The sequence below is a fragment of the Streptomyces sp. NPDC031474 genome (assembly GCF_055581185.1).
Map to the genome: position 1 here is coordinate 298,483 of NZ_JBVIJX010000014.1, position 23,369 is coordinate 321,851.

Here is a 23,369-nt window from a genome sequence, read left to right on the forward strand (position 1 = left end):
GGCGTGGGGGTCGGTCCGGCTTGGGGGTGGGGCGGGACGGTCCGGCTGGGCCGCGCGGCAGGAAGGTCGGTTCGGCTGGGCTGGGGGGGCGGGGAAGCCGGGGGCGGGGGGAGTCGGGCCGGGGGCTGGGACCGCTGGGCTTGGGGAGTCGGCGAGCCGGGCTCGCTGGGCTTGGGGAGTCGGCGAGCCGGGCTCGCTGGGCTGGAGGGTCGGCGAGCTGGGGTCGCTGGGCTTGGGGGTCGGGGAGTCGGGGGCGGTCGGCTGAACGGTTGGTGAATGGTTGCTGCTGGTTTTTGTGGGGGGTGGCGGTGGGGGGTGATTGTTTTGTACCGTGAGGAAACAAAGTGGCTCCCGCCCGTTTTCCCTGACCGGCGGGCGGGGCCGCCTTGTTTCTACGTACCTGGAGCTGATGATGCCGGTCCTGACCGCCCGCGCCCTCCTGCTCGACATGGACGGCACCCTCGTGAACTCCGACGCCGTCGTGGAGCGGATCTGGCGGCGCTGGGCCGACGTGCACGGGCTCGACGGGGACGAGGTCATGAAGGTGGTCCACGGCCGCCAGGGGTATGCCTCGATGGCCGTGCTGCTGCCCAGCCGTCCGATGCACCTGAACCTGGCGGACAACGCGCGGATGCTCGCGGAGGAGACCGCCGACCTGGAGGGCGTCGTGCCGGTGCCCGGCGCACCGGAGTTCCTCGCCTCCCTGCGGGGCGTCCCGCACGCGCTGGTCACCTCGGCGGACGTCCCCCTGTCGACCGCCCGGATGGCCGCGGCGGGACTGGCACTCCCCGACGTGCGTGTCACCGCGGAATCGGTGGGCGCCAGCAAGCCGGACCCCGAGGGCTTCCTGAAGGGCGCGGCCGAGCTCGGCGTCGCCCCGGCGGACTGCGTGGTCTTCGAGGACTCCGGCGCGGGCATCGCGGCGGGGCGCTCCGCGGGGATGCGCGTCGTGGGGGTGGGGCCGCGGGCGGCCGTGCACGGCCCGGACGTGGTGGTGCGCGATCTGCGGCAGGTGCGGGTGGAGGTCGTGGCGGACGGCGTGCGGTTGTCCTTCAGCGCGTAGGGGTCCCCAGCGTCCCCAGCGTCCCCCGCGCAGGACGCCCCACCTCCCGCGTCACGGTTCCTTCGTCTCGGACTCCAGCTTCGTCCGCGTCGCCGCCCCGTACACGCCCAGCCCGTCCGCCGTAGTCCCCCTGGACCACTGGTAGTTGCGCAGCGCCTCCTCGACCTCGCTGCCGAAGGTGCCGTCGGCCTCGCCGTTGTAGAAAAACAACTGCCGTAGCCGCAACTGGAGTTCCGTCACCTCGGCGCCCGTGTCGCCGCGCCGCAGGACCGTGCCCTCGGAGATCGGCTCGCTCTTGTCGGCCCCGTTCCCGGGCCTCGCGGAGGCGCTGACGGGGGCGGTCGGCTTCGCCTGGCCCGCCGCCGACGACGACGATGACGGGGACGCCGAGGGTGAGGCACTCTCCTTCGCCGCGGAGGGCGACGGAGTCCCTCTCTCGGACGGGGACACCGACGCCTCGGAGGCCGACGGGGACGCGGACGGGCTCGCCGACGGCGTCCCGGCGGACGCGCTCGTCGCCGGGACCGGCACGGCCGCCCGTACGTCCTTCGGAGCAGCCCCGTCGCGCGTCGGCTTGTCGTAGGAGAACAGCCCGCTCGCGAACCCGGCCGCGGCCACCACGGCCACGACGGCAGCGGCCGTCGCGACCAGCAGCGTCCGGCGACGGCGCGGCCTTCCCGGCTCCTCGTCGTCGGGGTGCGCGGAGCCGGCGGCCGCCGCCCCGAACAGGCTCAGGTCGCCGGTGCCGGCGCCGGGCAGGGCGGCGGGTGGGGCCGACGGGGTGAACGGCGCCGCCGTCGCGTGGGGCGGCGGCCCGGCGGGATCCACCGCGCGCAACGGCATCGTCGCGTCGGCCGGAACCGCAGGCAGCGGCATGGTCAGCTCACCGTCCGGCGCAACCGCGGCCCACGCCCCACTCCCGGTCGGGCCCGGGCCCGAGCCCCCTTCCGCGGTCGTACCCCGGGCCCCCTCCGTGGGCGGCTGCTCTCCGTCCAGTTCCACGTACGGCCGTATCCGCAGCGGATCGAAGTCCTCCGCCGCGGCCGCCTCCGCCGTGCGCGTGTCGAGCAGGGTCTCGGCGGCGCGCTGGGCGCACGAGCAGGACGGGGTGTTGTCGGGCGCGCGGAGCGCTCCGCACTGCGGGCAGGGCAGCCCCCGCTGCCCCGGTGGCCCCTGCCGCCCCGTCGCATCGATCACGTGTTCGCCCCTCCCCATTCAAACTTCAAGGATTATGCAGATCCTCCACACAGCGGACCGCCCGCACCCCCCGGAATGTCATATTCCGCCAGGAATCAAGGGGGCTTACGAGGACTCAAGAGGCCATAACGGGTCACACCGATCACGATGGAAAGGGTCACCAGAGCCCCAGGAGGCATCCATGGCCTTGGACGCGCACAGCAGGACGGCGGATCCACGTCAGGAACACGTGTCCGGAAACGTCCTCGTCTCGATCGGCGCCCTGCTGCTCGGCATGCTCCTCGCCGCCCTCGACCAGACGATCGTGTCGACCGCCCTGCCCACCATCGTCAGCGACCTGGGTGGTATGGAGCACCTGTCGTGGGTGGTCACGGCCTACATGCTGGCGTCGACGGCCGCGACCCCGCTGTGGGGCAAACTGGGCGACCAGTACGGGCGCAAGAGGCTGTTCCAGATCGCGATCGTCCTCTTTCTGATCGGTTCGGCGCTGTGCGGAATGGCGCAAAACATGCCGCAGCTGATCGCCTTCCGGGCCGTCCAGGGCCTGGGCGGCGGCGGGTTGATGGTGCTGTCGATGGCACTCGTCGGCGATCTCGTCCCGCCGCGCGACCGCGGCCGCTACCAGGGCCTGTTCGGCGCGGTGTTCGGTACCACGAGCGTCCTCGGCCCGCTGCTGGGCGGCCTGTTCACCGAACACCTCAGCTGGCGCTGGGTGTTCTACGTCAACCTGCCCGTGGGCGTCGTGGCCCTCGCCGTCATCGCGGCGGTCCTGCACATCCCGCTCAAGGCGACCAAGCACGTCATCGACTACCTCGGCACCCTCCTCATCGCCTCCGTCGCCACCTGCCTGGTCCTGGTGGCCTCCCTCGGCGGCACCACCTGGGACTGGGGCTCGCCGCAGATCGTCGCACTGGCGGTCCTGGGCGTGCTGCTGGCCTTCGCGTTCGTGTCGGTGGAGCGGCGGGCGGCCGAACCCGTCCTCCCCCTCAAGCTGTTCCGCATCCGCACCTTCACCCTCTCCGCCGTGATCAGCTTCATCGTCGGCTTCGCGATGTTCGGCGCGATGACCTACCTGCCGACCTTCCTCCAGGTGGTGCAGGGCGTCTCGCCGACCATGTCCGGCGTCCACATGCTGCCGATGGTGGCCGGCATGCTCCTGTCGTCCACGGGCTCCGGGCAGATCGTCAGCCGCACCGGCCGCTGGAAGGTGTTCCCGGTGACGGGCACCGCCGTCACCGCCCTCGGCCTGCTCCTCCTGCACCGGCTCGACGAGCACAGCTCCACCGGCGAGATGAGCGCCTACTTCTTCGTCTTCGGCCTCGGACTGGGCCTGGTCATGCAGGTGCTGGTGCTGATCGTGCAGAACGCGGTCGCCTACGAGGACCTCGGCGTCGCCACGTCCGGCGCGACCTTCTTCCGCTCCATCGGCGCCTCCTTCGGCGTCGCCATCTTCGGCACCGTCTTCGCGAGCCGCCTCGGCGACAAGCTCACCGACGCCCTCCGGGGCGTCCCGCTTCCGCCCGGGATCTCGCCGGGCGCGCTGGAGGCCGACCCGCGCGGCATCGCCGACCTGCCGTCCGCGCTGCGTCCGCGCGTCCTGCACGCCTACGCCTCCTCCATCACCGACGTCTTCCTGTACGCGGCGCCGGTCGCGCTCCTCGGCTTCGTCCTGGCGTGGTTCCTCAAGGAGGACCCGCTGCGTGGCTCGGTCACCGCCCCCGACGTGACGGAGACCCTCGCCAGCAACCCGGTCGAGCGGTCGTCGTACGACGAGGTGTGCCGCGCGCTGTCCGTCCTCGGCACCCGCGAGGGCCGCCGCGAGATCTATGTGAAGATCACCGCGCGGGCCGGCTACGACCTCCTCCCGGCCGCGAGCTGGCTGCTCCTGCGGATCAAGCGGTACGGCAGTGTCGAGCCGGGCGTGCTCGCCGAGCGCAGCACCGTCCCGCTCGCGGTGATCATCGAGGGGGCCCGGCAGGTCGAGGTACGCCGGCTCGCCGTACGCGAGGGGCTCGACATGGTGCTGACCGACGAGGGCCACGAGGCCGCCGAACGGCTCGCGCAGGCCCGCGAGGAGTCGCTGGCCGAACTGCTGGGCGACTGGTGGGGCCCGGACCGGCCCACCGACCTCGTCCAACTGGTCAAGGAACTGAACGACGAACTGTGCGGCTCGGACCGCGAACAGCCGTACGGCGGACGGGTGGTGCCCGACCACCGTCTCACCTGAGGGACTTGCTCATCCGGGGGCCTGGCCGAGCGACTTGGCGAACCAGTGCTCGGCGTACGGGTCGTCGTTGTACGGCTCGGTCTCCGCGTAGCCCAGCCGGGCGTACAGGGCGCGGGCCTCGACGAGGTCGCCCCGGGTGTCCAGGACCATCCGTGCGGCGCCGAGAGCGAGGGCGGCGTCCTCGGCGGCCCGGACGAGGAGCGTCGCGCCGCCCTTCCCGCGCAGCCCCTCCCGTACGAACACCCGCTTCAGCTCGGCCGTCGTCACGTCCATCAGCCGCACGCCCGCACAGCCGCCCGGCTCACCGTCGTACCGCCCGACCAGCAACTGCCCGCCGGGCGCGGTGAGTTCGGCCCAGCTCCGGGCGGCGATCTCCCGCTCCAGCTCGTCCGGATCGGTCCTTCGGCCCTCGTGCAGCAGGTACCAGCGGTCGCTGACCTCTGTGTAGTACTCCCGCCAGAGCGCGCCGGCGACCGGGGAGTCGTGGGGTTCGGGGGCGATGGTCCAGGTCACCCGCTCATTCTGCGGCGACGGTGTGCGGGGCGCGCAACCGGATATGCGTCACCCCCGGCGAGTCCAGCACCTGCGTCTTCTGCCACTCGATGTGCCGGTGACCGGAACCGCCGGGGACGCCGGAGCCGCCGGAACCGCCGAGGTCGTCGAGGTTGTCGAACAGGCGTCGGCCGCCGCAGGCCAGCACCGGCACGACGTGCAGGAGGAGCTCGTCCAGCCAGCCGTTGCGGATGAACTGCTGCACCAGGTCCGCGCCGCCCGCCAGCGACACGTCCTTGCCGCCCGCCGCCTCCCGGGCCAGTTCCAGCGCCCGCTCCGGGCCCTCGGTGACGAAGTGGAAGGTGGTGCCGCCCTTCTTCACCAGGGACTCACGGGGGTGGTGGGTGACGACGAACACCGGCGCGTGGAAGGGCGGCTCGTCGCCCCAGGGGATCTCCCCGGTGATGAACATGCCGTGCCCCATCACCACCGCGCCGGGCCGGGCGACGTGCTCGGCGATCAACTCGTCGTCGGGGCCGGTCTCCCCGCCCGTCATCCCCTGCATCTGCCGGAACGTCCGCAACCCGAACACCCACGAGTGCAGCCGCTCCCCGCCGATTCCGAGAGGATGCTCACGCCCCGACTCCGGGCCCGCCACGTATCCGTCGAGCGACATGGCCAGCCGTGCGATGACCTCACCCATGACAGCCTCCTCGGCAACTGTTTCCCGGATCACTGACTTCCTGTTTCAGCGATCACTGACTTCCTGCTTCCACCTCTGCGTCGATCGGCCCGCCGCCGAATCGACACGCTGCTCGCATCAATTCCGAGGACCACCGGCGCGATGCGCCGTGCGCCGCGCGCCGTTTGGGAGGGGCCGTCCGGGCAACCCGAAACGGGAACCGGCCCGTGGGGCCGACACACCGGAAGGCAAGGCATGTCCACAGGAGTGATCATCGCTCTGATCGTGATCGTGGCGGCCGTCGTCGCCGTCGCGGCCGTCCTGGCCGTACGGGCCCGCGGCTCGCACGGCGGACGGGGCCTCAAGCACCGCTTCGGACCCGAGTACGACCGGGCGGTGGCCCGGCACGACGGGGACGTCAAGGCCGCCGAGCGGGAACTGGAGGCTCTCGTGCAGCGGCACGGCGGGCTGCACGAGCGGCCGTTGGAGCCCGCCGAACGCGATCGGTTCACGGCCCGCTGGACGGCCGCGCAGGAGCGCTTCGTCGACTCGCCCCGGGAGGCGGTCGCCGAGGCGGACCACCTGCTCGCGGAGGTGGCGGGCGCCCGGGGCTTCCCGGACGGCGCCCAGTACGACGAGCAGCTCGCCGCCCTCTCCGTCCACCACGCCCGCCACGTCCACGGCTACCGACGCGTCCACCGCGTCGCACGCGTCCATATGACCGGCGCGGGCGGTAGGGGCGGTGCGACCGGGGTGGCTGGTGCAGATGGTGTGGACGACGGTCGCGCGCCCGGCACGGAGGACATGCGGGCCGCCATGGTCGAGGCCCGCGCGCTCTTCGACGACCTGGTCGGCGCGGCCCGCGGTGACTCCGGCCGACACCGCGCGCAGCAGCCCGCACGACAGGACCGCTCCCGCTCCGGCCACCACCTGCCGTGGGGCTTCCACCGCCACCAGGCGAAGGAGGGCTGAACCATGCCGGACACGACACCGAACGTGACACCCGCCCCGGGCACGGGTCGCGGCACCGGCACGGGCCCAGGCACGGGCTCGGGGAACCGCCGCGGGCCGGACGACCCGACGCGGGCCCCCGCCCCGGCTCCGACCCAGGCTCCGACCCGGGCCGCTGCCCCGCCCCCACCCCCGGCCGGGACCGTGGCGCCGATGGAACCGGGTGGGGCCGTGCCGTCCGGCGAGGTCGCCCTGCCGGACGAGCCGGCCGAAGGCGAGCCCCGCGGGCGCACGACAGCCGGTTCCAGGGCTCCTGCCGCTTCCGGGACAGCCGCGGCCACCCCTGCCGCCACCGCAACCGCGCCTCCCGCCGGCGGTCAGGGAACGCATCTCCTCCCGGAGGACGAGTACGACCGGATCGCCGCTCGGATGCGGCACGCGGTCGTCGGGTTCGTCGACGGACCCCGGGACGCCGTGGAGGAGGCGGACCAGGTGCTGGAAGAACTCGCCGCCCGCCTCACCGACGCCGTGGACCGGCGCCGCCGTACCCTGCGCGGGTCCTGGCAGGAGCCGGCGAAGGGCAAGGGTGACGGCGGCAAGGACCGGGCGGCGGCCACGGCCGCGCCGACCGTCGACACCGAGCAACTCCGCCTGGCCCTGCGGGACTACCGCGCCCTGACGGAGCGACTGCTACACCTGTGACTTCCCGGACGTCCCGGACTCCCCGGCCGTCGCCCGGCGCTCCCGCCACTCCCGTACGACCGCTTCGACGTCGTACGGCTTCATGCCCAGCGGGGGGCCGGGCGGCGGCTTGAACATCATGTCGCGGAGCTTGACGTTGACGTCCGTGATGATCTTCCGGACGATGCGTTCCGAGGGCGCCGCGTACGCCGCCGCGAGCGCGTCCTCCGCCTCCTTGCGCAGGGCGAGCGTCGGCGGCAGGACGGAGAGGCCCTCGCGGGCCATCTTGCGTTTGATCCACCAGAGTTCGTCGTACGTGGTGTCCGTGCCCGGCGGCAACGGCTTTCCCGCGCCCGGGAGTTGGTCGAACTCGCCGCGCCGCTCCGCGTCACGGATCTGCTTGTCGACCCAGGACTCGAACGGGACACCCGGTGGCTTTCGCTCGGTCATGCGTCCATTGTGCCGGACGCGGTGGGGCCGGGCGATTTATCATGCGGCGGCTGCACATACACACTGAGGACCCAGGACGCCGACAGGCATGTCACAGACATCTCAAGGGGAGCGCACGTGCTCGAACTGACCATGGCCACCGTCTCCGGCACGGAAGAGGGCGCCACGGCCGGCATGCTGATGGCCGACTCGCCCAGCGATCCGGGCGCCGTGCTGCGGGTGGGCCGGGACAAGTCCGTGTGCCGTCTCGCGACCCCGGACGACTGGCTGTTCGTCTCCCGTGTGCACCTGGAGTTCCTGTGCGGCCCCGAGGGCACCTGGCAGGTGACCTGGCTGCGCGGTTCGCAGGACGAGCCGTCCTCCGAGGTGCGATTGATGATCGGCGAGTACGCGCAGCAGCTCGCGTACGGCGGGACCGTGCCGTTGGCGCGCGGCGGCTCCGGCGAGATCATCGTCCTCGACCGCACCGGGCCGCGCAGCGTCAACGTGGGGTTCTACCACGAGGCGTGACGGTTCCGGGCTCCCGTCCCGGCTCCCCGTCCCGGCTCCCCGTTCCCGTTTCCCGGCTACGCCAGGACGCGCGCCAGCGCGAAACCGTCGTAGCCCTTCGCCCCGACCGTCTGGATCGCCGTGCCGCTGAGCCTGGGGTGCGAAGCGATCAGTTCGATCGCGGCGCGGGTGCCGCGCACGTCCCCCGCCTCGCTGTCCGCGTCGATGACCCGGCCACCCCGTACGACGTTGTCGAGGACGATCAGACTGCCCACGCTCGTGAGCTTCAGCGCCCACTCAAGGTAGTGGGCGTTGTTGGCCTTGTCGGCGTCGATGAAGACGAGGTCGAACGGGGGCGGGTTCTCGTCGGCCAGCAGCGGCAGCGACTCCAGGGCCGGCCCGACCCGCACCTCGACCACCTTGTCGAGGCCCGCGCGGGCGATGTTGCGGGTGGCGATCTCCGCGTGCCGGGGGTCGTACTCCAGCGAGATCAGACGGCCGTCGGCGGGGAGCGCACGGGCCAGCCAGATCGTGCTGTAACCGGCGAGCGTGCCGATCTCCAGGATCGCCCGCGCGCCCTGCATCTCGGCGAACAGCTGGAGCAGCTTGCCCTGGTTCGCCGTGACGCTGATGGGCGGCAGCTCGGCGGCCCCGCTGTCGCGCAGCGCGGCGGCCGTCACCTCGTCGTCCGGGGCGAGTAGGTCGGTGAAGTAGGCGTCGACGGCGTCCCAGACCTGCGACTCGCTCATGCGCTCTGCCTCTCGTGTGCCTGATCGTGTGCCTGATGTGTGCCTGATCATGTTCCTGATCGTGTGCCTGACATATGGTCGGCATACCTCGTTAGGAATGCTAACTAGAACAGGTCAACGCCACCCGCCGCGCACGGTTTTCCCTCCCGCCGCGTGCCACGGCCCCCCGCCCGAGGAATTCAGCCGTTCGGCGCACGGGGGCGAGAGCCGCTGCGCAACGCGGGCGCGACGGGGCTGCCACCGGCCGCCCACCTGCCGTCCTGATCCAGCCATCGAGCCAACCCCGCGGAGGCGGCCCCGTCGCAGGAGCACTATCGTCTTCCGGACAAAAGGAGAACGGACGTCAGGTGAAGTAGGGGTGGCCTGCGTCTCTGTCCGGGGGAGTCTCGGCTCCTCGTAAGGTGCGCTTGGGAACCCGCGCACGAGACGTGTGGGACGAACGGGGCGGAGGCCGACCGGTCGTGGCGAATGCGGAGCACAGCGGGCGGCCGGCGGAGGCCTTCGGGTCGACGACGGTCGACACGACGAGAGCGCGGCTGCGCGCGGCCCGCCTCGGCCTCTGGCTGGTGGCGGCGGTCCTCGCCGTACGCCAGGTGGCCGTCGTCCTCGGCACCCCGCGCGGAGAAAGACTGACGGACCTGGAGACCTGGGTCGGACCCAACGGTGTGCTGCACGTCAACGGTTCGCTCTACGACTCCACACGCTTCACGGGCACCCCCTTCGGCGGACTCGTCCTCAAGCCCCTGACCAGGGCGGCCGAACAGGCCCTCGGCTGGGGCTGGACCTTCGGCACCCTGCTGCTCGTCGCCGCCCTCGGTCTGGTCGCCGCCCGCGCCCTGCCCCAGCCGGTCAACAGACGCACGTCCCTGCTGGCCGCGCCGGTCGCCAGCAGCCTGCTGATGCTGTCGCTGCCGGTGCGCAACGCGCTCTGGCTCGGCCAGACCAGCATTCTCCCCGTCCTCCTCGTCCTCCTCGGCTGCTTCGTCGCCCGGGACTGGCGGGCCGCCGGCGCCCTGATCGGCGTGGCCGCGGCCCTCCAGCCCACGGTCCTGCTCTTCGCCGCCCTGCTCTGGTTCACCGGCCGCCGCCGCGCCGCGGCCGCCACCGGCGCCGCCTTCGCCGCAGTCACGGCGCTCGCCTGGGCGGCGATGCCGCACGACTCGTACACCTACTGGGTGCACCACACGGCCGGCGTCGGCCTCGGCGGCGAGGCCGACGCGCTGGCCAACCAGTCCCTGCACGGCGCGCTGCTGCGCCTCGGCGTCGCCGGCCCGCTGGAGATCGTCCTGTTCCTGTCGCTGGGCGCGGCCGTGGCCGTCCTCGGCATCCGCCGCGCCGTCCGCTACGCCCGCGACGGCCAGCTGCTGCTGGCGGTGGCCCTGACCGGCTGCGCGGCGATCGTCGTCTCCCCGGCGTCCTGGCAGCACCAGCTCCTGTGGGTGCTGCTGGCGGTGGTCGGCAGGGTCGGCAAGCGCGCCTCCGACCGCTATGTCTGGCCGGTGGCGGTCATCCTCGTGATGACCCTCCCGGCGAAGATGCTGCTGCCGAACATGACGACCCTGTACCCCCTGCGCGACAACGCTGTCCTGCTGGCCGCGCTCGCCGCCGCGACGGTCGTCCCCTTCCTCCCGCGCACCTCCCCGCACTACCGGACCCCGATCCCCACGGAGCACGCGGCCCCCATCCCGACGCGCTGGAAGCACGTCCCGCTGCTGCCGTTCATGAAGCGCGTCCTGACCCGCCCGAACCTGCTCCTGGAACTCCTGCTCATGCGGGTGACGTACGCGGCGTACCAGCAGGTCCGGCTGGCGGCGACGGGCGGCACGAACTCCGGCGGACGGGCCCGCGCGGAGGCCCACGGCCGGCAGATCCTCGACATCGAGCGCTTCCTGCACATCGACATCGAGCACTGGGCCAACCACGCGGTGGTCAAGGTCGGCTGGCTGCGTGACTTCTTCGACTTCTACTACGAATCCTTCCACTTCGTGGTGCCGCTGTCGGTCCTCGCCGTCCTGTACTGGCGCCGCCCGGTCGACTACCGCTGGGCCCGCTCGTCGCTCGGCTTCGCGACCCTGCTGGCCCTCGTCGGCTTCTGGCTCTACCCGCTGGCCCCGCCCCGCCTGATGCCCAACCTGGGCGTCATCGACACCGTCCACGGCGTCCAGGACTTCTCCAAGCCGGACTACGGCACGCTGACGGCCCTCACCAACCAGTACGCGGCGATGCCGTCCCTGCACTTCGGCTGGTCCCTGTGGTGCGGCCTGGTCATCGCGATCGTCGCCCCGAAGTGGTGGATGAAGGCCCTGGGCCTGCTCCACCCCTTCTTCACGGTCTCGGCGATCGTGGCCACCGGCAACCACTGGGTCCTCGACGCGGTCGGCGGCGCGGCGGTGGTGGGCGGCGGCTTCGGCTTGTCGTACCTGCTGATGGGCCCGAGAGCGCGGTTCGCGACGGCGACGGCGGCGGCGGCGAGCACCAAATCGGCGGATGCGTCGGCGTCGGCGGACGTGTCGGAGTCGGCGGATGCGTCGAAGTCGGTCGAGTCGGTGGAGCGCAAGCAACGCACGCCGAGCGGCTGATCTGCCGGGAACGAAGGGGGAGACCGGATCATGAGCGGGAAGTCATGAGCGGGAAGGCTGTCCTGCACCGCAGGCGGCGACGGCCGTTGTTCTGGCTTCCGCTCTCCGTGCTGTCCTGCACCGTGATGCCCTTCGTCTGGCTCTGGGGAGCGTTCTCCGGCGGCCTGGACCCGGAGGAGACCTGTCGGCTGCTGAAAGGCCAGGTCTACGACGACGCCTACCGCACCGAGCACTGGCGCGAGCCGTCGCGCGTGTTCCCCCTGCACAACAAGTGCAACGCGTCGTACGACCTCGTGCCGTTCTGGATCAACCCCACGCTGGTCTGTCTGGCGCTCATCACCGTGGGGAGCCTGATCGCGGCCGTCGTGCTGACGGTTGCGCGCTACTGGCCGCGTGAACGGCCGGCGGCCGGCCCACCCGGCCTCGCAGCCACCGCTCCGCAGGACGCTCCACCCACTGATAGGCCAGCGCCGCGAGGGTGAGGCTGACGAGCAGCACCCCCGCCCAGAACAAGAGCGTCTCGCCGCTGCCACTGCCGGGGCCGGGCTTGCCCCATTTGAAGACGGCCGCGCGGATCACCACCTCATGGATGAGATACCAGGCGAACGACCAGTGGCCCAGCCTGATCATCCAGGCTCCGCCCAGCCCGGTCCGCCTGCCGTCCAGGTCGGCGCGGGCGGCGGCGCAGATCAGGGCCGCGAAGAGGGGCGCGGAGAGCAACTGCGAGGCGGAGTAAGGGCTGTACCAGAGGGCGTCCGGCACCCGGTTCGACCAGGGAATCAGGACGAGATGCCAGCCGACGACGAGCCCGACGGCGATGGGCAGCGATACCGGAGGCCGCCACCCGCGCTTGAGCGCGAGCCCGGCGACCACCCCGAGCACGAACTGCAGGAACCGGGTCAGCGGCAGATAGTCGAGTGCCCAGGTGCGGTGAGTGGCCGACAGGCCGGACAGGGCAGGCCACAGCACGAGAGCGGCACAGCTGACCGCGACGGCCGTCCAGCCCCAGACCCTGGCCCGCCGCCCGGCGAGCAGCGCCAACAGCACAGGAAAGGTCAGATAGAAGAAAGCCTCGTCACTGAGCGACCAGGCAGCCGGATTGCCCCCGGTGAAGATGACCGGCTGCGGAAACCAAGCATGCACCAGCAGCAACGTCGCGACGACGGCCTTCAGGGACACGGCGCGATCCATGACCGCCCACACACCGACGGACCCCGCGACGCTGACGGCAAGCATCGGCCAGATACGGGCGAACCGCCGCCACAGGAACACCCGGGCGGGGACGCCGGCGCCGTCATAGGTCCAGGCGAGAACGACACCGGACAGCACAAAGAAAAACGTGACCCCGCTACGCCCGTACCAGACGGCGTCACTGACCCCCGGCACGGTCCCCACCTGCCGCGACAGGTGATACAGCACGACAAGCAGCGCCGCCCAGAAACGCAGCCCGGTCAGCGAGGGCAGCCGGTCACGGCTGGGGGCGGGGGCGGGTATGGAGGTCATCGAGGGGAGAGCGTACGGGGCACACGGAGGTCCCGCATGCCCCGCCCCGCTTTACTGCGTTGACGTCAGTTGTAGGGGGTGACGAGCTTCATGGGCTCGTAGGGATAGGTGCTGGTGGGAGCGGTCCAGCCGGCGAGGCCGCCCTTGAAGGTCGAGTCCGCGGCAGACCAGGTCCAGGTCCAGGTCTGGACGCTGGAGTCCTGCTTGCGCAGGGCGGCTAGATCGTCGTATCCGTCGCCGTTGAAGTCGCCGGTGGCGAGCTGGGTGGCATTGATGTCCCAGCTCTTCTTTCCGTCCAGGGTGACCTTCGCCGAGCCGAACTGGTCCGCGCCCTTGATGGACTCGGCGAACATGGTGGAGACCTTGTCGCTCCCGTCGGCGTAGTCGTACCAGATCATGATGTCGTCGCGGCCGTCGCCGCTGAAGTCACCCGCGTGCGGGGTGGCCTGGTCCCAGTCGAGGGAAGCCGTGTACCACCAGGATGTCGGCTTCTCGAAGCCTCCCGTGACGTTGGCGAGGAACGTGTGCGTACGGATCGTGTCGTCGCCCTGGCCGTAGAAGACGGCGATGTCGTCGCGGCCGTCCGCGTTGAAGTCGCCGGTGGTGAACTTGCAGCGGCTGCGCTGCCAGGTGCCCGAGGGCGCCGACCAGGACTCGAACGGGGTGTTGAAGCCGCCGCGGACGTCGGCGGTGAGGGTGAACAGCTTGGTGGTGCCGTCGGGGTAGGCGTACCAGATCGCGACGTCGTCCCGGCCGTCGCCGTTGAAGTCGCCAGCCTCCGGGGTCATGTAGGTGCCGTGCATGACGTTGGGCCCGACCTTCCACGAGGAGAACGGCGCGGCGAAGCCGCCGTTGGCCTGCCCGAGGAAGGTCAGCATCTTGAGGCTGGTGTCGCCCTGCGGGTGCAGGGCCGCGAGGTCGCCGCGCCCGTCGCCGTTGAAGTCGCCGGTCACGAACTTCATGTACTTGGCCTCGTACACGCCGGCCGCTGCCGCGTATGACTTGAGCGGCTCCTTGAAGGTGCCGTCGGAGTTGGTCAGCAGGCTGTAGGTGGCGTCGGTGCCGGCGTCGAAGTCGTTCCACCAGGCCAGGTCGCTGCGGCCGTCGCCGTTGTAGTCGTGACGCACCGCGGAGCCGTTGGACCACAGTGCCTGGCTCTTGGCGTTGTAGACGACCAGGTTGCCCTTGTCCTGGAGCAGGACGTAGCCCTCGCCGGTGAGATTGGGGGTGTTCATGGCGGTCAGCCCCGTGGTCCAGAGCGGGTTCTGACCGTCGGCGCTGTAGACGGCGAGGTTGCCGTCCGCCTCGACGCGGGCGGTGGCGTTCGGGTTTCCCGAGGTCTTGGACGACCAGACGACGGTCCCCGCCTTGGACGTGACCGTGAGGTTGCCATCGCCCTTCATGGTCAGCGTGGCGGAGTTGGACGTGACGGACTGCCCGGAGGCGAGCTGGGTGCCGGCCGCGATACGGGCGCCGCCGGTGATGCCGTCGATGTTGAATGCGGTGCCGAGGCTCGTGAGTTGACCGTTGGTGGCCTTGCCGGGCCAGCCGGTCATCGTGTTGTCGGCCTTACGGGTCCAGAGGTCGAGGACACCGTCCCCGGTCAGGTCGCCGGAGGTGCCGAGGGTGGGGTAGTCGGCTTTCTTGAAGCCGGTGGCGATCTGGGTGAGTGAGGCTCCCCAGGTGGCGAGGTTGAGCTTGCCGGTGTCCGGATTCTTTGTTCCGTAGGAGCGGAAGACCTTGCCGGTGGCGTCCTCGCGGAGGATCAGGTCGGGGACGGCGTCGGCGTTCAGGTCACCGGGGGCGACCACGGTGAACTTGCTCCAGTCGGCTCCGCCGGCGAGGGGCGGGTGGAGCTCTACCCGGTCGAGGCGGTCCGTGCGGTTGCCGTAGTAGACCCAGAGGTTTCCGCCCTGCCTGACCAGAACGTCGGGGAAGCCGTCGCCGTTGAGATCGCCGCCAGTGGTGACCTGCTCGGCGTCGTACCAGTGATCGTCGCTGCCTGAGCTCACCTTCAGGGTCTGCGGTCGGTCTCTGTCGATACTTCCCTGGCCGTTGTTGACGTAGACGCGCAACTTGTTCCTCTGTTCGTTCTCCTCATACTCGAGGGAGACGAGATCGTTGTAGCCGTCCCGGCCCCAGTCGCCGGAGAGACCGACCTGTCGTCCGGGGAAGGTGCCGCCCGCGTTGGTGGCGGCGTAGAAGTGGCCGCCCTCCTGGCCGGCGTGGGTGAGGAGAGTGCCGTTCGCGTCGGTGCTCCAGATGTCCTTGAACTTGTCTCCGTTCAGGTCACCGGGCTCGTCGCGGTCCGTGGCGCGCGTGGCGTAGTACAGATAGACGGCGGTGTCGGAGCGGTTGCCGGCCGAGTCCACGCTGTAGGCGTACACCAGGTGCGGACCGTAGGAAGGAACCGTGAACTGCGCCCAGGCGGCGTCCGGTGGTACGTCCTCGAGATCAGGCTTGGTGTCCGTCCACCAGAAGTAGGCCTTCACGTCCGTCACACCGTTGGGGGCGAGCTGGAAGCGCGCGGTGGCACGGGCCGGACCGGTCCGCTCCGGCCAGCCCTTGTCTCCTGAGGGGTACGTGTTGTCCTGGGAGGTGATGACGGGCGGCTTGCTGGGACGGACGCGGTCGACGGTGAACGTGCAGGTCTTGCTGTACGGCGACAACGCGCCGTCCGAGTCCTTGGCCCGGACCTTCCAGGTGTACGTCCCGCTCGGGGTCTTGTCCGCGGGCAGCACGACTGTGGGGACGCGTCCGCGTACCGCCGGGACGCTGCTTTGGTAGACGGGGGTGGTTGAACCGGCCGCGAAGAGCTGGAACTCGGCCGTCAGGTTTCCGGGGTCGGGGTCGTCGACCTTCGCGTGCAGGCTGACCGACGTGTTCCCGATGGTGCCGCCCGCGGTGCAACTGGTACTCGGATAGGTGCCCAGTTCGGTCGGGGTCTCGGGCGGGTTGTTGTAGACGATCTCCAGGACTGCGGTCTTGGGGTCGAACTTCTTCCAGCCGAAGGTGTCGGTCTCGTCGGCGGCGTACATGCCCAAAATGACGTTGGCGGCGTCGTTGGCAGCCGCCTTGCGGACGACGCTGGTGGCGTTGAACTCCAGGTTGCCGGCCGGGCAGTCACTGCTCCAGCCCTTGGCGGCGTTGACGGTGTCCAGCGGCACCGAGCCGGTCTTGCCGGGCTGGTTCTTCCACGTGGTCTTGTCGGAGATGCCGCCGACCTCGAACAACTGGACCTCGCGGGCCTGGCAGGACCAGGACCAGGTGTTGCGGATCCGGAAGGTCGCGGACTTGACCTGCGCCCCTTGAGTGGCGCTGGTGTCCATCTGGAAGAAGGAGCGCGATATGCGGTCGCGGCCGCCGGTCTCGGCCTCGTAGCCGACGCGTACCACCTCCTTGGCATCCCAGAACGACGTGTTGGGGTAGGCCTGATAGACCCTCGTCCAGTGGGTGCGGACGTTGCTGGACCAGGTGGGGTCGATGTAGACGGGGTACGTGGTCCCGGCACCGGTCAGCAGCCCCTGCTCCGGGGTGATCGTCAGTGTGTCGCCGCTCACGGCCGTGGCCATGGCCGCGTCCTTGGCTCCGGCTCCGGGGTCGAAGGCGGCCTGTGTGGTGGACGCGGACGTGGTGAAGGCGGAGATCAGCTGCTTGGCCTGGGAGGTGGTGGGCCGGCTGGAGTCCCACATCATGGGGGTGGGGCTGGTGAACACGGTCTGCCCCGCCGGGTCGGTCGCCTCCAGTGCCCCGGTCTCGCTGTCCTTGGACACCCCGAGGCCCACCGTGCCGATGGTGAACTGGAGTTGGGTCAGCTCCGGGTTCTTCGCAGCCTCGGCGTTCTTGACCACCAGCAGTTGGGAGAATCCCTCGACCTCCGCCTTCAGTTGGAGGTCGACGCCGGGCAGGACCTCCGCGTAGGTGGCGACGTTCCCTGCCAGCGTGGGCTTGGGCAACGTCTTGGGCCAGGTCAGCGACAGCGTGCGGCCGTCACGGTTCCCGGTGAGCATGGGACTGGTACCGCCGCCCGAGAACCGGACCGAGACCGCAGCAGCCTTGGGCACCACGGAACCGTCGGAGGCGAACATCAGAGTGGGGTCGGTACCGACCCACGCCCCGTTCCGCCATACCCGCACGGCACTGCCGTACTGCTGCACCGACACCGAACCGTCCGGCTTGGCCCACGTGTCACTCGACTCGGTGCGGGCGGAGACCACTTCGACCGGCTGACCGGAGGCCTGCGCATCGGCGAGGGCTTTGTCCTCCTCGGTCATCGAGCCGTCGGCGACCGGGTCGGACGCTGCGGTGAGCGCCTTGGAGGGCCGCTCCGGTGCAGCTGCGGACGAATTGGCAGGCAGTATCGCCACCAGAATACCCGCGGTCAGGATTCCGGCCGGCAAGCGGAATCTACGCCTTCGGAAAAGTGCCCCACCCTCGTGTTCTCTGGACACGACTTCAATCCCCAATCCCTGCGCCCTGATTTCGCGCAACTCTATCGGCGGCGCGTCCAGGTATTTCACACGGCTGCATGGTCCGGCAGCAACAGGAAAACATGGAGAACGTGCGTATTCGATGTGAAGGTGGGCAAATCGCCACCATGGCCAAAACTCGCTGCAGTGGCCTGAACTGCGACTTTACTGATCCATAGAAAACTCACAACTCGCTCAAATGTGACGTCGAGGGGTCGTGATTTCTAGTTGTTTCGGTGCGCATAAAGGCGGGAAACCTATTTCTCGCGGCCGATCTTCCTGTTACCTTCTGGGGGCTTTGTTTACCTTCACGAGGGGTGGGGCGTGAGCCGGTACGGCGCGCGTAGATGGGGTGGCCTTATTTCTGCTGCCCTCATACTGGGAATGCTTCCTGCGAACAGCTTGGCAGCGACATCGTCCGGTAAGGGAGCCAGCGTTCCCGAGCCGAAGCAGCCGCCTACCGTGGCAGTGAAGCCGATGGCTGTCGGCAGTACGGACCATCGGCCTGACGACGTGCGCCCCTGGAAGGCGCCGAAGGTCACCTGGCCCGAACCTGGCTCGGCCACGGTGCAGTTGAACACCGTGACCGCCAAGTCCGGTGCGAAAAAGGCCGGTTCGCTTCCTTTCGCCCTGACGGCTCCTCTCGTCAAGCAGCGGACTGCTGCCACGACACCCACCAAGGCGACCGTCACGCTCACCGACCAGAAGACCGCCCGCCGGGCCGGCGTCGAGGGCCTGCTGTTCTCCTTGGCCCGCGCGGATGGCAACACAGTCGCGGGCACCGCCTCGGTGCAGGTGGACTACAACTCCTTCAAGGGCGCCTACGGCGGCGACTGGGCGTCCCGCCTGCGCCTGGTGCAACTGCCTGCCTGCGCGCTGACCACCCCGGACAAGCCTGTCTGCCGCGTCGGCAAGCCGCTGCCCACGACGAACGACACCAAGACCGGCACCCTGACCGCGAACGCCCCCGTGCCCGCGGCCTCGAGAACGTCCACGAGTCCGTCTACGGCCCTCAAGTCGGCGGGCCTGTCCGCGGCGACGGTGCTGGCGGCCACCGCCCAGGCGTCAGGCGCCAGCGGCGACTACAAGGCGACCTCCCTACAGGCCTCCGGCTCCTGGGCGGCGGGCGGTTCGACCGGCGGGTTCTCCTGGTCGTACCCGATCGACACGCCGGCCGTACCGGGCGGCCTGAAGCCCAACGTGTCGCTGGGCTACGACTCCAAGGCCGTCGACGGCCGCACCTCGGCGTCCAACAACCAGCCCTCCTGGATCGGCGACGGCTGGGACTGGCAGCCCGGCTACGTCGAGCGCCGCTACAAGTCCTGCGAGGACGACAAGGACAAGGCCGGCGCCACCAACACCACGAAGGTCGGCGACCAGTGCTGGTATAACGACAACGCCGTCATGTCCCTGGGCGGCAAGACCATCGACCTCGTCCACGACAAGGACGAAGGCTGGCACGCGGTCGCGGACGACGGTGAGAAGATCGAGAAGCTCACCGGCGCCACGAACGGCGACGACGGCACGGACGGCGTCGACGGCAAGGGCGAGTACTGGAAGGTCACCACGGCCGACGGCACCCAGTACTTCTTCGGCCGCAACAAGCTCCCGGGTTGGAGCGACAACGGCACCGCCGCCGACGACCCGGTGACCAATTCGACCTGGACGGCGCCGGTCTTCGGCAACCACTCCGGCGAGCCGTGCTACAACGCCTCCTTCGCCTCCGCCTGGTGCCAGCAGGCCTGGCGCTGGCAGCTGGACTACGTCGTCGACCCGCGCGGCAACGCGATGGCCTACTACTGGTCCAAGGAGTCCAACAACTACGGCCGCAACGTCTCCGAGACGACCGGCAAGGCCACCGTCACCCCGTATGTGCGCGGTGGCTGGCTGGAGCGCATCGACTACGGCCTGCGCGACGACCAGGTCTACTCGGGCAAGGCGGCGGGCCAGGTCCAGTTCGGCGTGACCTCCCGCTGCCTGACGAACTGCACCTTCGACGACGCCAACGCCGCCAACTGGCCGGACGTCCCCTACGACCAGTACTGCAAGGACGGCTCCACCGAGTGCAAGGACAAGTACTCCCCGACGTTCTGGTCCCAGAAGCGCCTGACCTCCATCACCACCAAGATCCTGACCGGCGGCGCCTACAAGGACGTCGACACCTGGACTCTCGACCAGAACTTCCCGGCCTCCGGTGACGGCATCTCCACCCCGATGTGGCTGAAGTCGATCCAGCACACGGGTAAGTCCGGGGCTGCGGTAGCCCTGCCCGCGGTCATGTTCGAGGGCGTGCAGAAGCCGAACCGGGTCGACAAGCTCTACGACAGCCTGGCCCCGTTCGTCCGGCTGCGCATGTCGAAGATCCGCACCGAGACCGGCGGCGCCATCGGGGTCGACTACCTCGACCCCGACTGCACCGCCACCACCCTGCCTGCGGCCGACGGAACCAACACCACCCGTTGCTACCAGGTCAAGTGGCCTTTCGAGGGCGAGGACGCCAAGAAGGACTGGTTCATCGTCTATCCGGTCAAGCGCGTCATCGAGGACGACAACCTCGTCGAGTCTCCCGACACCGTCACCGAGTACACGTACCTCGGCGGCGCCAAGTGGGCCAAGAGCACCGACGAGTTCACCAAGGCCAAGGACCGCACCTACTCCGTCTCCCGCGGTTATGAGCGCGTGCAGACCCGCAAGGGGACCGGTGCGGACGCCAGAACCCTGACCGAGAGCCGCTACTTCCGGGGCATCGACGGCGCCGAGGTGAAGGACTCGGCGGGCATCGCCGTCACCGACCGGGAACAGTTCGCCGGCGCGGTCCGCGAGAACGCTACGTACAACGGCGACGGGGGCGCGCTCGTCTCGGCCACCTCCTACACGCCGTGGCGCTCGGCCGTGGTCGCCACCAGAAGCCGAAGCGAGGCGGACCTGCCGGCCTTGGAGGCCTACCACACAGGCACCGCAGCGGAAGAGACCCGCACCACTGTCACCGGCGGCACCCGCACCACGAAGACCACCCGTGGCTTCGACGCCTACGGCATGGTCACCCAGGTCTCCGAACACGGCGACACCGCCAAGACCGGAAGCGCCACCACGGTCGGTGACGAGAAGTGCACCACCACGACATATCTGCGCAACACCACGGCCTGGATCCTCAACACGGTTTCCCGCGCCGAGACCGTCGCCGCTCTGTGCAACTCCACGGTCAACCGCCCCGAGGACGTCATCGACGACGTCCGCACCTCCTACGACGGCGCTGCCTTCGGGGTCGCCCCTACAAAGGGCCTGGTCACCAAGTCCGAGCGGATCAACGGCGCCGGCACGGCGTACGAGGCCACCAGTTCCGTCCCCAGTACTTGCGGCACGGCCAAGAACCAGCTCTGCTACGACCAGTACGGCCGGGGGCTGGCAGCGGCGGACGCGTACGGCCAGGTCACGTCCACGACGTACACCCCTGCAACAGGAGAGAACCCGACCGCCACGACGGTGACGAACCCGCGCGGCCACACCGCCAAGACCCTGCTGGATCCGCTGCGCGGCCAGCCGACCGATGCCACCGACGCCAACGGCCTGGTCACGTCCACCGCCTACGACGGTCTCGGCCGGACCACGAAGGTATGGCTGCCGACCCGCTCGGCAGCCCAGTTCCCCAACGCGCCCAACTACTCCTACGCCTACCAGATCCGCACCGACGGCCCGGCCGTCGTGACCACCAAACACCTCGACCACAACTCGAGGTACCAGACCGGCTACGCCTTCTACGACGGCCTTCTGCGAGACCGCCAGACGCAGACAGTCTCCCCGGACCTGGCCGGGCGCCTGGTGACGGAGACGTTCTACAACACACGCGGCGAGGCCTGGCGTACCTCGGGCACTTTCTTCGCCACGGGCGCGCCTGAGGCCGTCCTGGTGACCGGCCAGGACACCAAGTACCCGTCGTCCACCGAGACCGTCTTCGACGGCGCGGGCCGGCCCACGACCGTGATCGCCAAGAAGTTCGGGGACGAGACCAAGCGCACGGTCACCAGCTACACGGGCGACACCACGACGGTGATCCCGCCCAGGGGCGGCGTCGCGACGACCACGGTGGTGGACGCGCTGGGCCGCACGGCGGAGGTCAAGCAGTACACGAACGCCGACCGCACGGCTTCGCAGTCCATGCGCTACCGCTACGACAAGCTCGGTCGCCTCGACCAGATCACAGACGCCTCCGGCGCCAAGTGGACGTACGCATACGACGTCCGCGGCCGTAAGACCGACGTCACGGACCCGGACACGGGCACGTCACACACCAAGTACGACCAGGGCGACCGCGCCACCGACGTCACCGACGCCCGCGGCATCACTCTGCACACCGACTACGACGCGCTGGGCCGCCGGACCGCGGTGAAGAAGGACGCGGCCACGCTCTCGGCCTGGACCTACGACACCGTCGCCAAGGGACAGCCCGCCACGGCCACCCGCTACATCGACGGCAAGGCCTACGTCACCGAGACCACCGGCTACAACGCCTACAACCAGCCGACCGGAACCAAGGTGACCATCCCGGCCGGCCTCGGCGTGCCCGCCGGCAGTTACGAGTGGTCCTACATCTATGAGGAGCACACCGGTCTGCTCACCGACGCAGAACAGCCGGCGCTCGGCGGTCTGCCTGCCGAAGTCGTCACCTCCAACTACGACGGCGGCGGCCTGCTGTGGACCATGAACGCCGAGAGCGACCCGCTGATCTCGGACACCAGGTACGACCACTACGGCCGCAACACGGTCTTTGAGTACGGTGACTTCGCTCAGCACATGAGGACCACGAGCGTCTACGACGACCACACCGGCAAGCTGACCGACGCCTACACCGACCGGGACAAGGCCCCCCAGCGGATCGAGGACTCCCACTACACGTACGACCCGGCCGGGAACATCACCCAGATCGCGACCAACTACGGCCAGGACGCGGCCCGCACGAGCGACACCCAGTGCTTCGCCCTGGACGGGCTCGCTCGGATCACCGAGGCGTGGACGAACACCGGCAGCACGTGCGCCGCCGCACCGTCCGACGCGGTGGTGGGCGGCCAGGACCCGTACTGGACGACGTACGCCTACGACGCGCTCGGCAACCGCAAGACGGAGACCCAGCACAAGACGGCCGGCGGGCCTGCTGCGGACACGGTCCGCGCGTATGCCGAGCCGGACGCGGGCACGCACAACCTGCCGGGCGTCACCCAGACCGGCGCCGACCCGCACACGGAGACGTACACCTACACGGCGGGCAACACCGAGTCCCGCACCTTCAAGCAGGGCAGCACGACGACTGTCGGCCAGGACCTGGACTGGGACGAGGAGGGCCACCTCAAGTCCGTGACCGGAAACGGCCAGACCACGAGTTACACCTACGACGTCGACGGTCAGCGTCTGACCCGCACCGACTCGACGGGCACGACGCTTTACCTCCCCGGCGGCAACGAGCTCCAGGTCGACAAGGCCGGCAAGGCCACCGGCACCCGCTACTACAGCACCGGCACGCAGACGGTCGCGATGCGCACCGGCGGCAAGCTGACGTTCCTGCTGGCCGACCACCACGGCACGACCACGACCCAGGTCACCGCGGACGCCGCCCAGGCCGTCACCCGCCGCAAGACGGGCATCTTCGGTACCGCGCGCGGCGCCCAGGTCGGCCCGTGGGCCGGCGACAAGGGCTTCATCGGCGGCACGAAGGACGCCGACACAGGCCTGACCCACCTCGGCGCCCGCGAATACGACCCCGCGATCGGCCGCTTCATCAGCGTCGACCCCATCCTCGACCTGAACGACCCCCAAACCGTCAACGGCTACAGCTACTCCGGCAA

At 70.0% G+C, this 23,369-nt stretch carries 14 protein-coding genes; 7 read left to right on the forward strand and 7 right to left on the reverse strand.

Annotated elements, in window-relative coordinates; all coding sequences use genetic code 11:
* The first annotated feature begins 412 nt into the window (after nucleotides 1-412).
* Nucleotides 413-1,063, forward strand: coding sequence for an HAD family hydrolase (locus tag ACZ5SK_RS29980; RefSeq protein WP_334580490.1), 651 nt, complete (start codon nucleotides 413-415; stop codon nucleotides 1,061-1,063).
* Between the two features lie 51 nt (nucleotides 1,064-1,114).
* Here ACZ5SK_RS29980 and ACZ5SK_RS29985 read toward each other — a convergent pair whose 3' ends face one another.
* A complete protein-coding gene (locus tag ACZ5SK_RS29985) occupies nucleotides 1,115-2,260 on the reverse strand; it encodes a peptidoglycan-binding domain-containing protein (protein WP_468576718.1) in 1,146 nt (381 codons plus the stop codon).
* 181 nt (nucleotides 2,261-2,441) lie between these two features.
* On the opposite strand from ACZ5SK_RS29985, the gene ACZ5SK_RS29990 reads away from it, so the two are divergent.
* On the forward strand, nucleotides 2,442-4,487 hold the full coding sequence (locus ACZ5SK_RS29990) for an MDR family MFS transporter (RefSeq protein WP_457494221.1): 2,046 nt from the start codon (nucleotides 2,442-2,444) through the stop codon (nucleotides 4,485-4,487).
* 9 nt (nucleotides 4,488-4,496) lie between these two features.
* On the opposite strand, the gene ACZ5SK_RS29995 is transcribed toward ACZ5SK_RS29990, so the two are convergent.
* Nucleotides 4,497-5,000 carry a GNAT family N-acetyltransferase gene (locus ACZ5SK_RS29995; RefSeq protein ID WP_468576719.1) on the reverse strand — a complete coding sequence of 168 codons (504 nt, stop codon included), beginning with the start codon at nucleotides 4,998-5,000 and terminating at the stop codon, nucleotides 4,497-4,499.
* Between the two features lie 4 nt (nucleotides 5,001-5,004).
* A complete protein-coding gene (locus tag ACZ5SK_RS30000) occupies nucleotides 5,005-5,682 on the reverse strand; it encodes a dihydrofolate reductase family protein (RefSeq protein WP_468415336.1) in 678 nt (225 codons plus the stop codon).
* 234 nt (nucleotides 5,683-5,916) lie between these two features.
* Here ACZ5SK_RS30000 and ACZ5SK_RS30005 point away from each other — a divergent pair, with 234 nt between their 5' ends.
* Together ACZ5SK_RS30005 and ACZ5SK_RS30010 are read left to right on the forward strand one after the other, a co-directional pair.
* A complete protein-coding gene (locus tag ACZ5SK_RS30005; protein ID WP_468576720.1) occupies nucleotides 5,917-6,633 on the forward strand; it encodes a hypothetical protein in 717 nt (238 codons plus the stop codon).
* 192 nt (nucleotides 6,634-6,825) lie between these two features.
* Entirely contained in the window at nucleotides 6,826-7,314 is a 489-nt protein-coding gene (locus ACZ5SK_RS30010; protein ID WP_468155630.1) for a hypothetical protein, read from the forward strand.
* Here the strand turns inward: ACZ5SK_RS30010 and ACZ5SK_RS30015 are convergent.
* Nucleotides 7,303-7,743 carry a DnaJ family domain-containing protein gene (locus ACZ5SK_RS30015; RefSeq protein ID WP_361703198.1) on the reverse strand — a complete coding sequence of 147 codons (441 nt, stop codon included), beginning with the start codon at nucleotides 7,741-7,743 and terminating at the stop codon, nucleotides 7,303-7,305. The two genes, ACZ5SK_RS30010 and ACZ5SK_RS30015, sit on opposite strands and share 12 nt — an antisense overlap.
* A gap of 117 nt (nucleotides 7,744-7,860) precedes the next feature.
* Here ACZ5SK_RS30015 and ACZ5SK_RS30020 point away from each other — a divergent pair, with 117 nt between their 5' ends.
* Nucleotides 7,861-8,253: a hypothetical protein gene (locus ACZ5SK_RS30020; protein WP_361703195.1), complete on the forward strand. Its 393-nt coding sequence runs from the start codon at nucleotides 7,861-7,863 to the stop codon at nucleotides 8,251-8,253.
* Between the two features lie 56 nt (nucleotides 8,254-8,309).
* Here ACZ5SK_RS30020 and ACZ5SK_RS30025 read toward each other — a convergent pair whose 3' ends face one another.
* Nucleotides 8,310-8,981, reverse strand: a complete 672-nt coding sequence (locus ACZ5SK_RS30025; RefSeq protein ID WP_361703192.1) for an O-methyltransferase — start codon at nucleotides 8,979-8,981, stop codon at nucleotides 8,310-8,312.
* 461 nt (nucleotides 8,982-9,442) lie between these two features.
* Between ACZ5SK_RS30025 and ACZ5SK_RS30030 the strand changes: the two genes are divergently transcribed.
* The gene (locus ACZ5SK_RS30030) at nucleotides 9,443-11,560 is read left to right on the forward strand and encodes a bifunctional glycosyltransferase 87/phosphatase PAP2 family protein (RefSeq protein WP_457494218.1); all 2,118 of its coding nucleotides are present in this window, start codon (nucleotides 9,443-9,445) and stop codon (nucleotides 11,558-11,560) included.
* A 336-nt stretch (nucleotides 11,561-11,896) separates the two neighbouring features.
* On the opposite strand, the gene ACZ5SK_RS30035 is transcribed toward ACZ5SK_RS30030, so the two are convergent.
* Complete coding sequence (locus tag ACZ5SK_RS30035) at nucleotides 11,897-13,063, reverse strand: acyltransferase family protein (protein ID WP_468155631.1); 1,167 nt, start codon at nucleotides 13,061-13,063, stop codon at nucleotides 11,897-11,899.
* A 65-nt stretch (nucleotides 13,064-13,128) separates the two neighbouring features.
* Nucleotides 13,129-17,430, reverse strand: a complete 4,302-nt coding sequence (locus tag ACZ5SK_RS30040) for an FG-GAP-like repeat-containing protein (RefSeq protein WP_468576721.1) — start codon at nucleotides 17,428-17,430, stop codon at nucleotides 13,129-13,131.
* Between the two features lie 579 nt (nucleotides 17,431-18,009).
* Between ACZ5SK_RS30040 and ACZ5SK_RS30045 the strand changes: the two genes are divergently transcribed.
* On the forward strand, nucleotides 18,010-23,369 hold a 5,360-nt coding region (locus tag ACZ5SK_RS30045; protein WP_468576722.1), incomplete at its 3' end, for an RHS repeat domain-containing protein.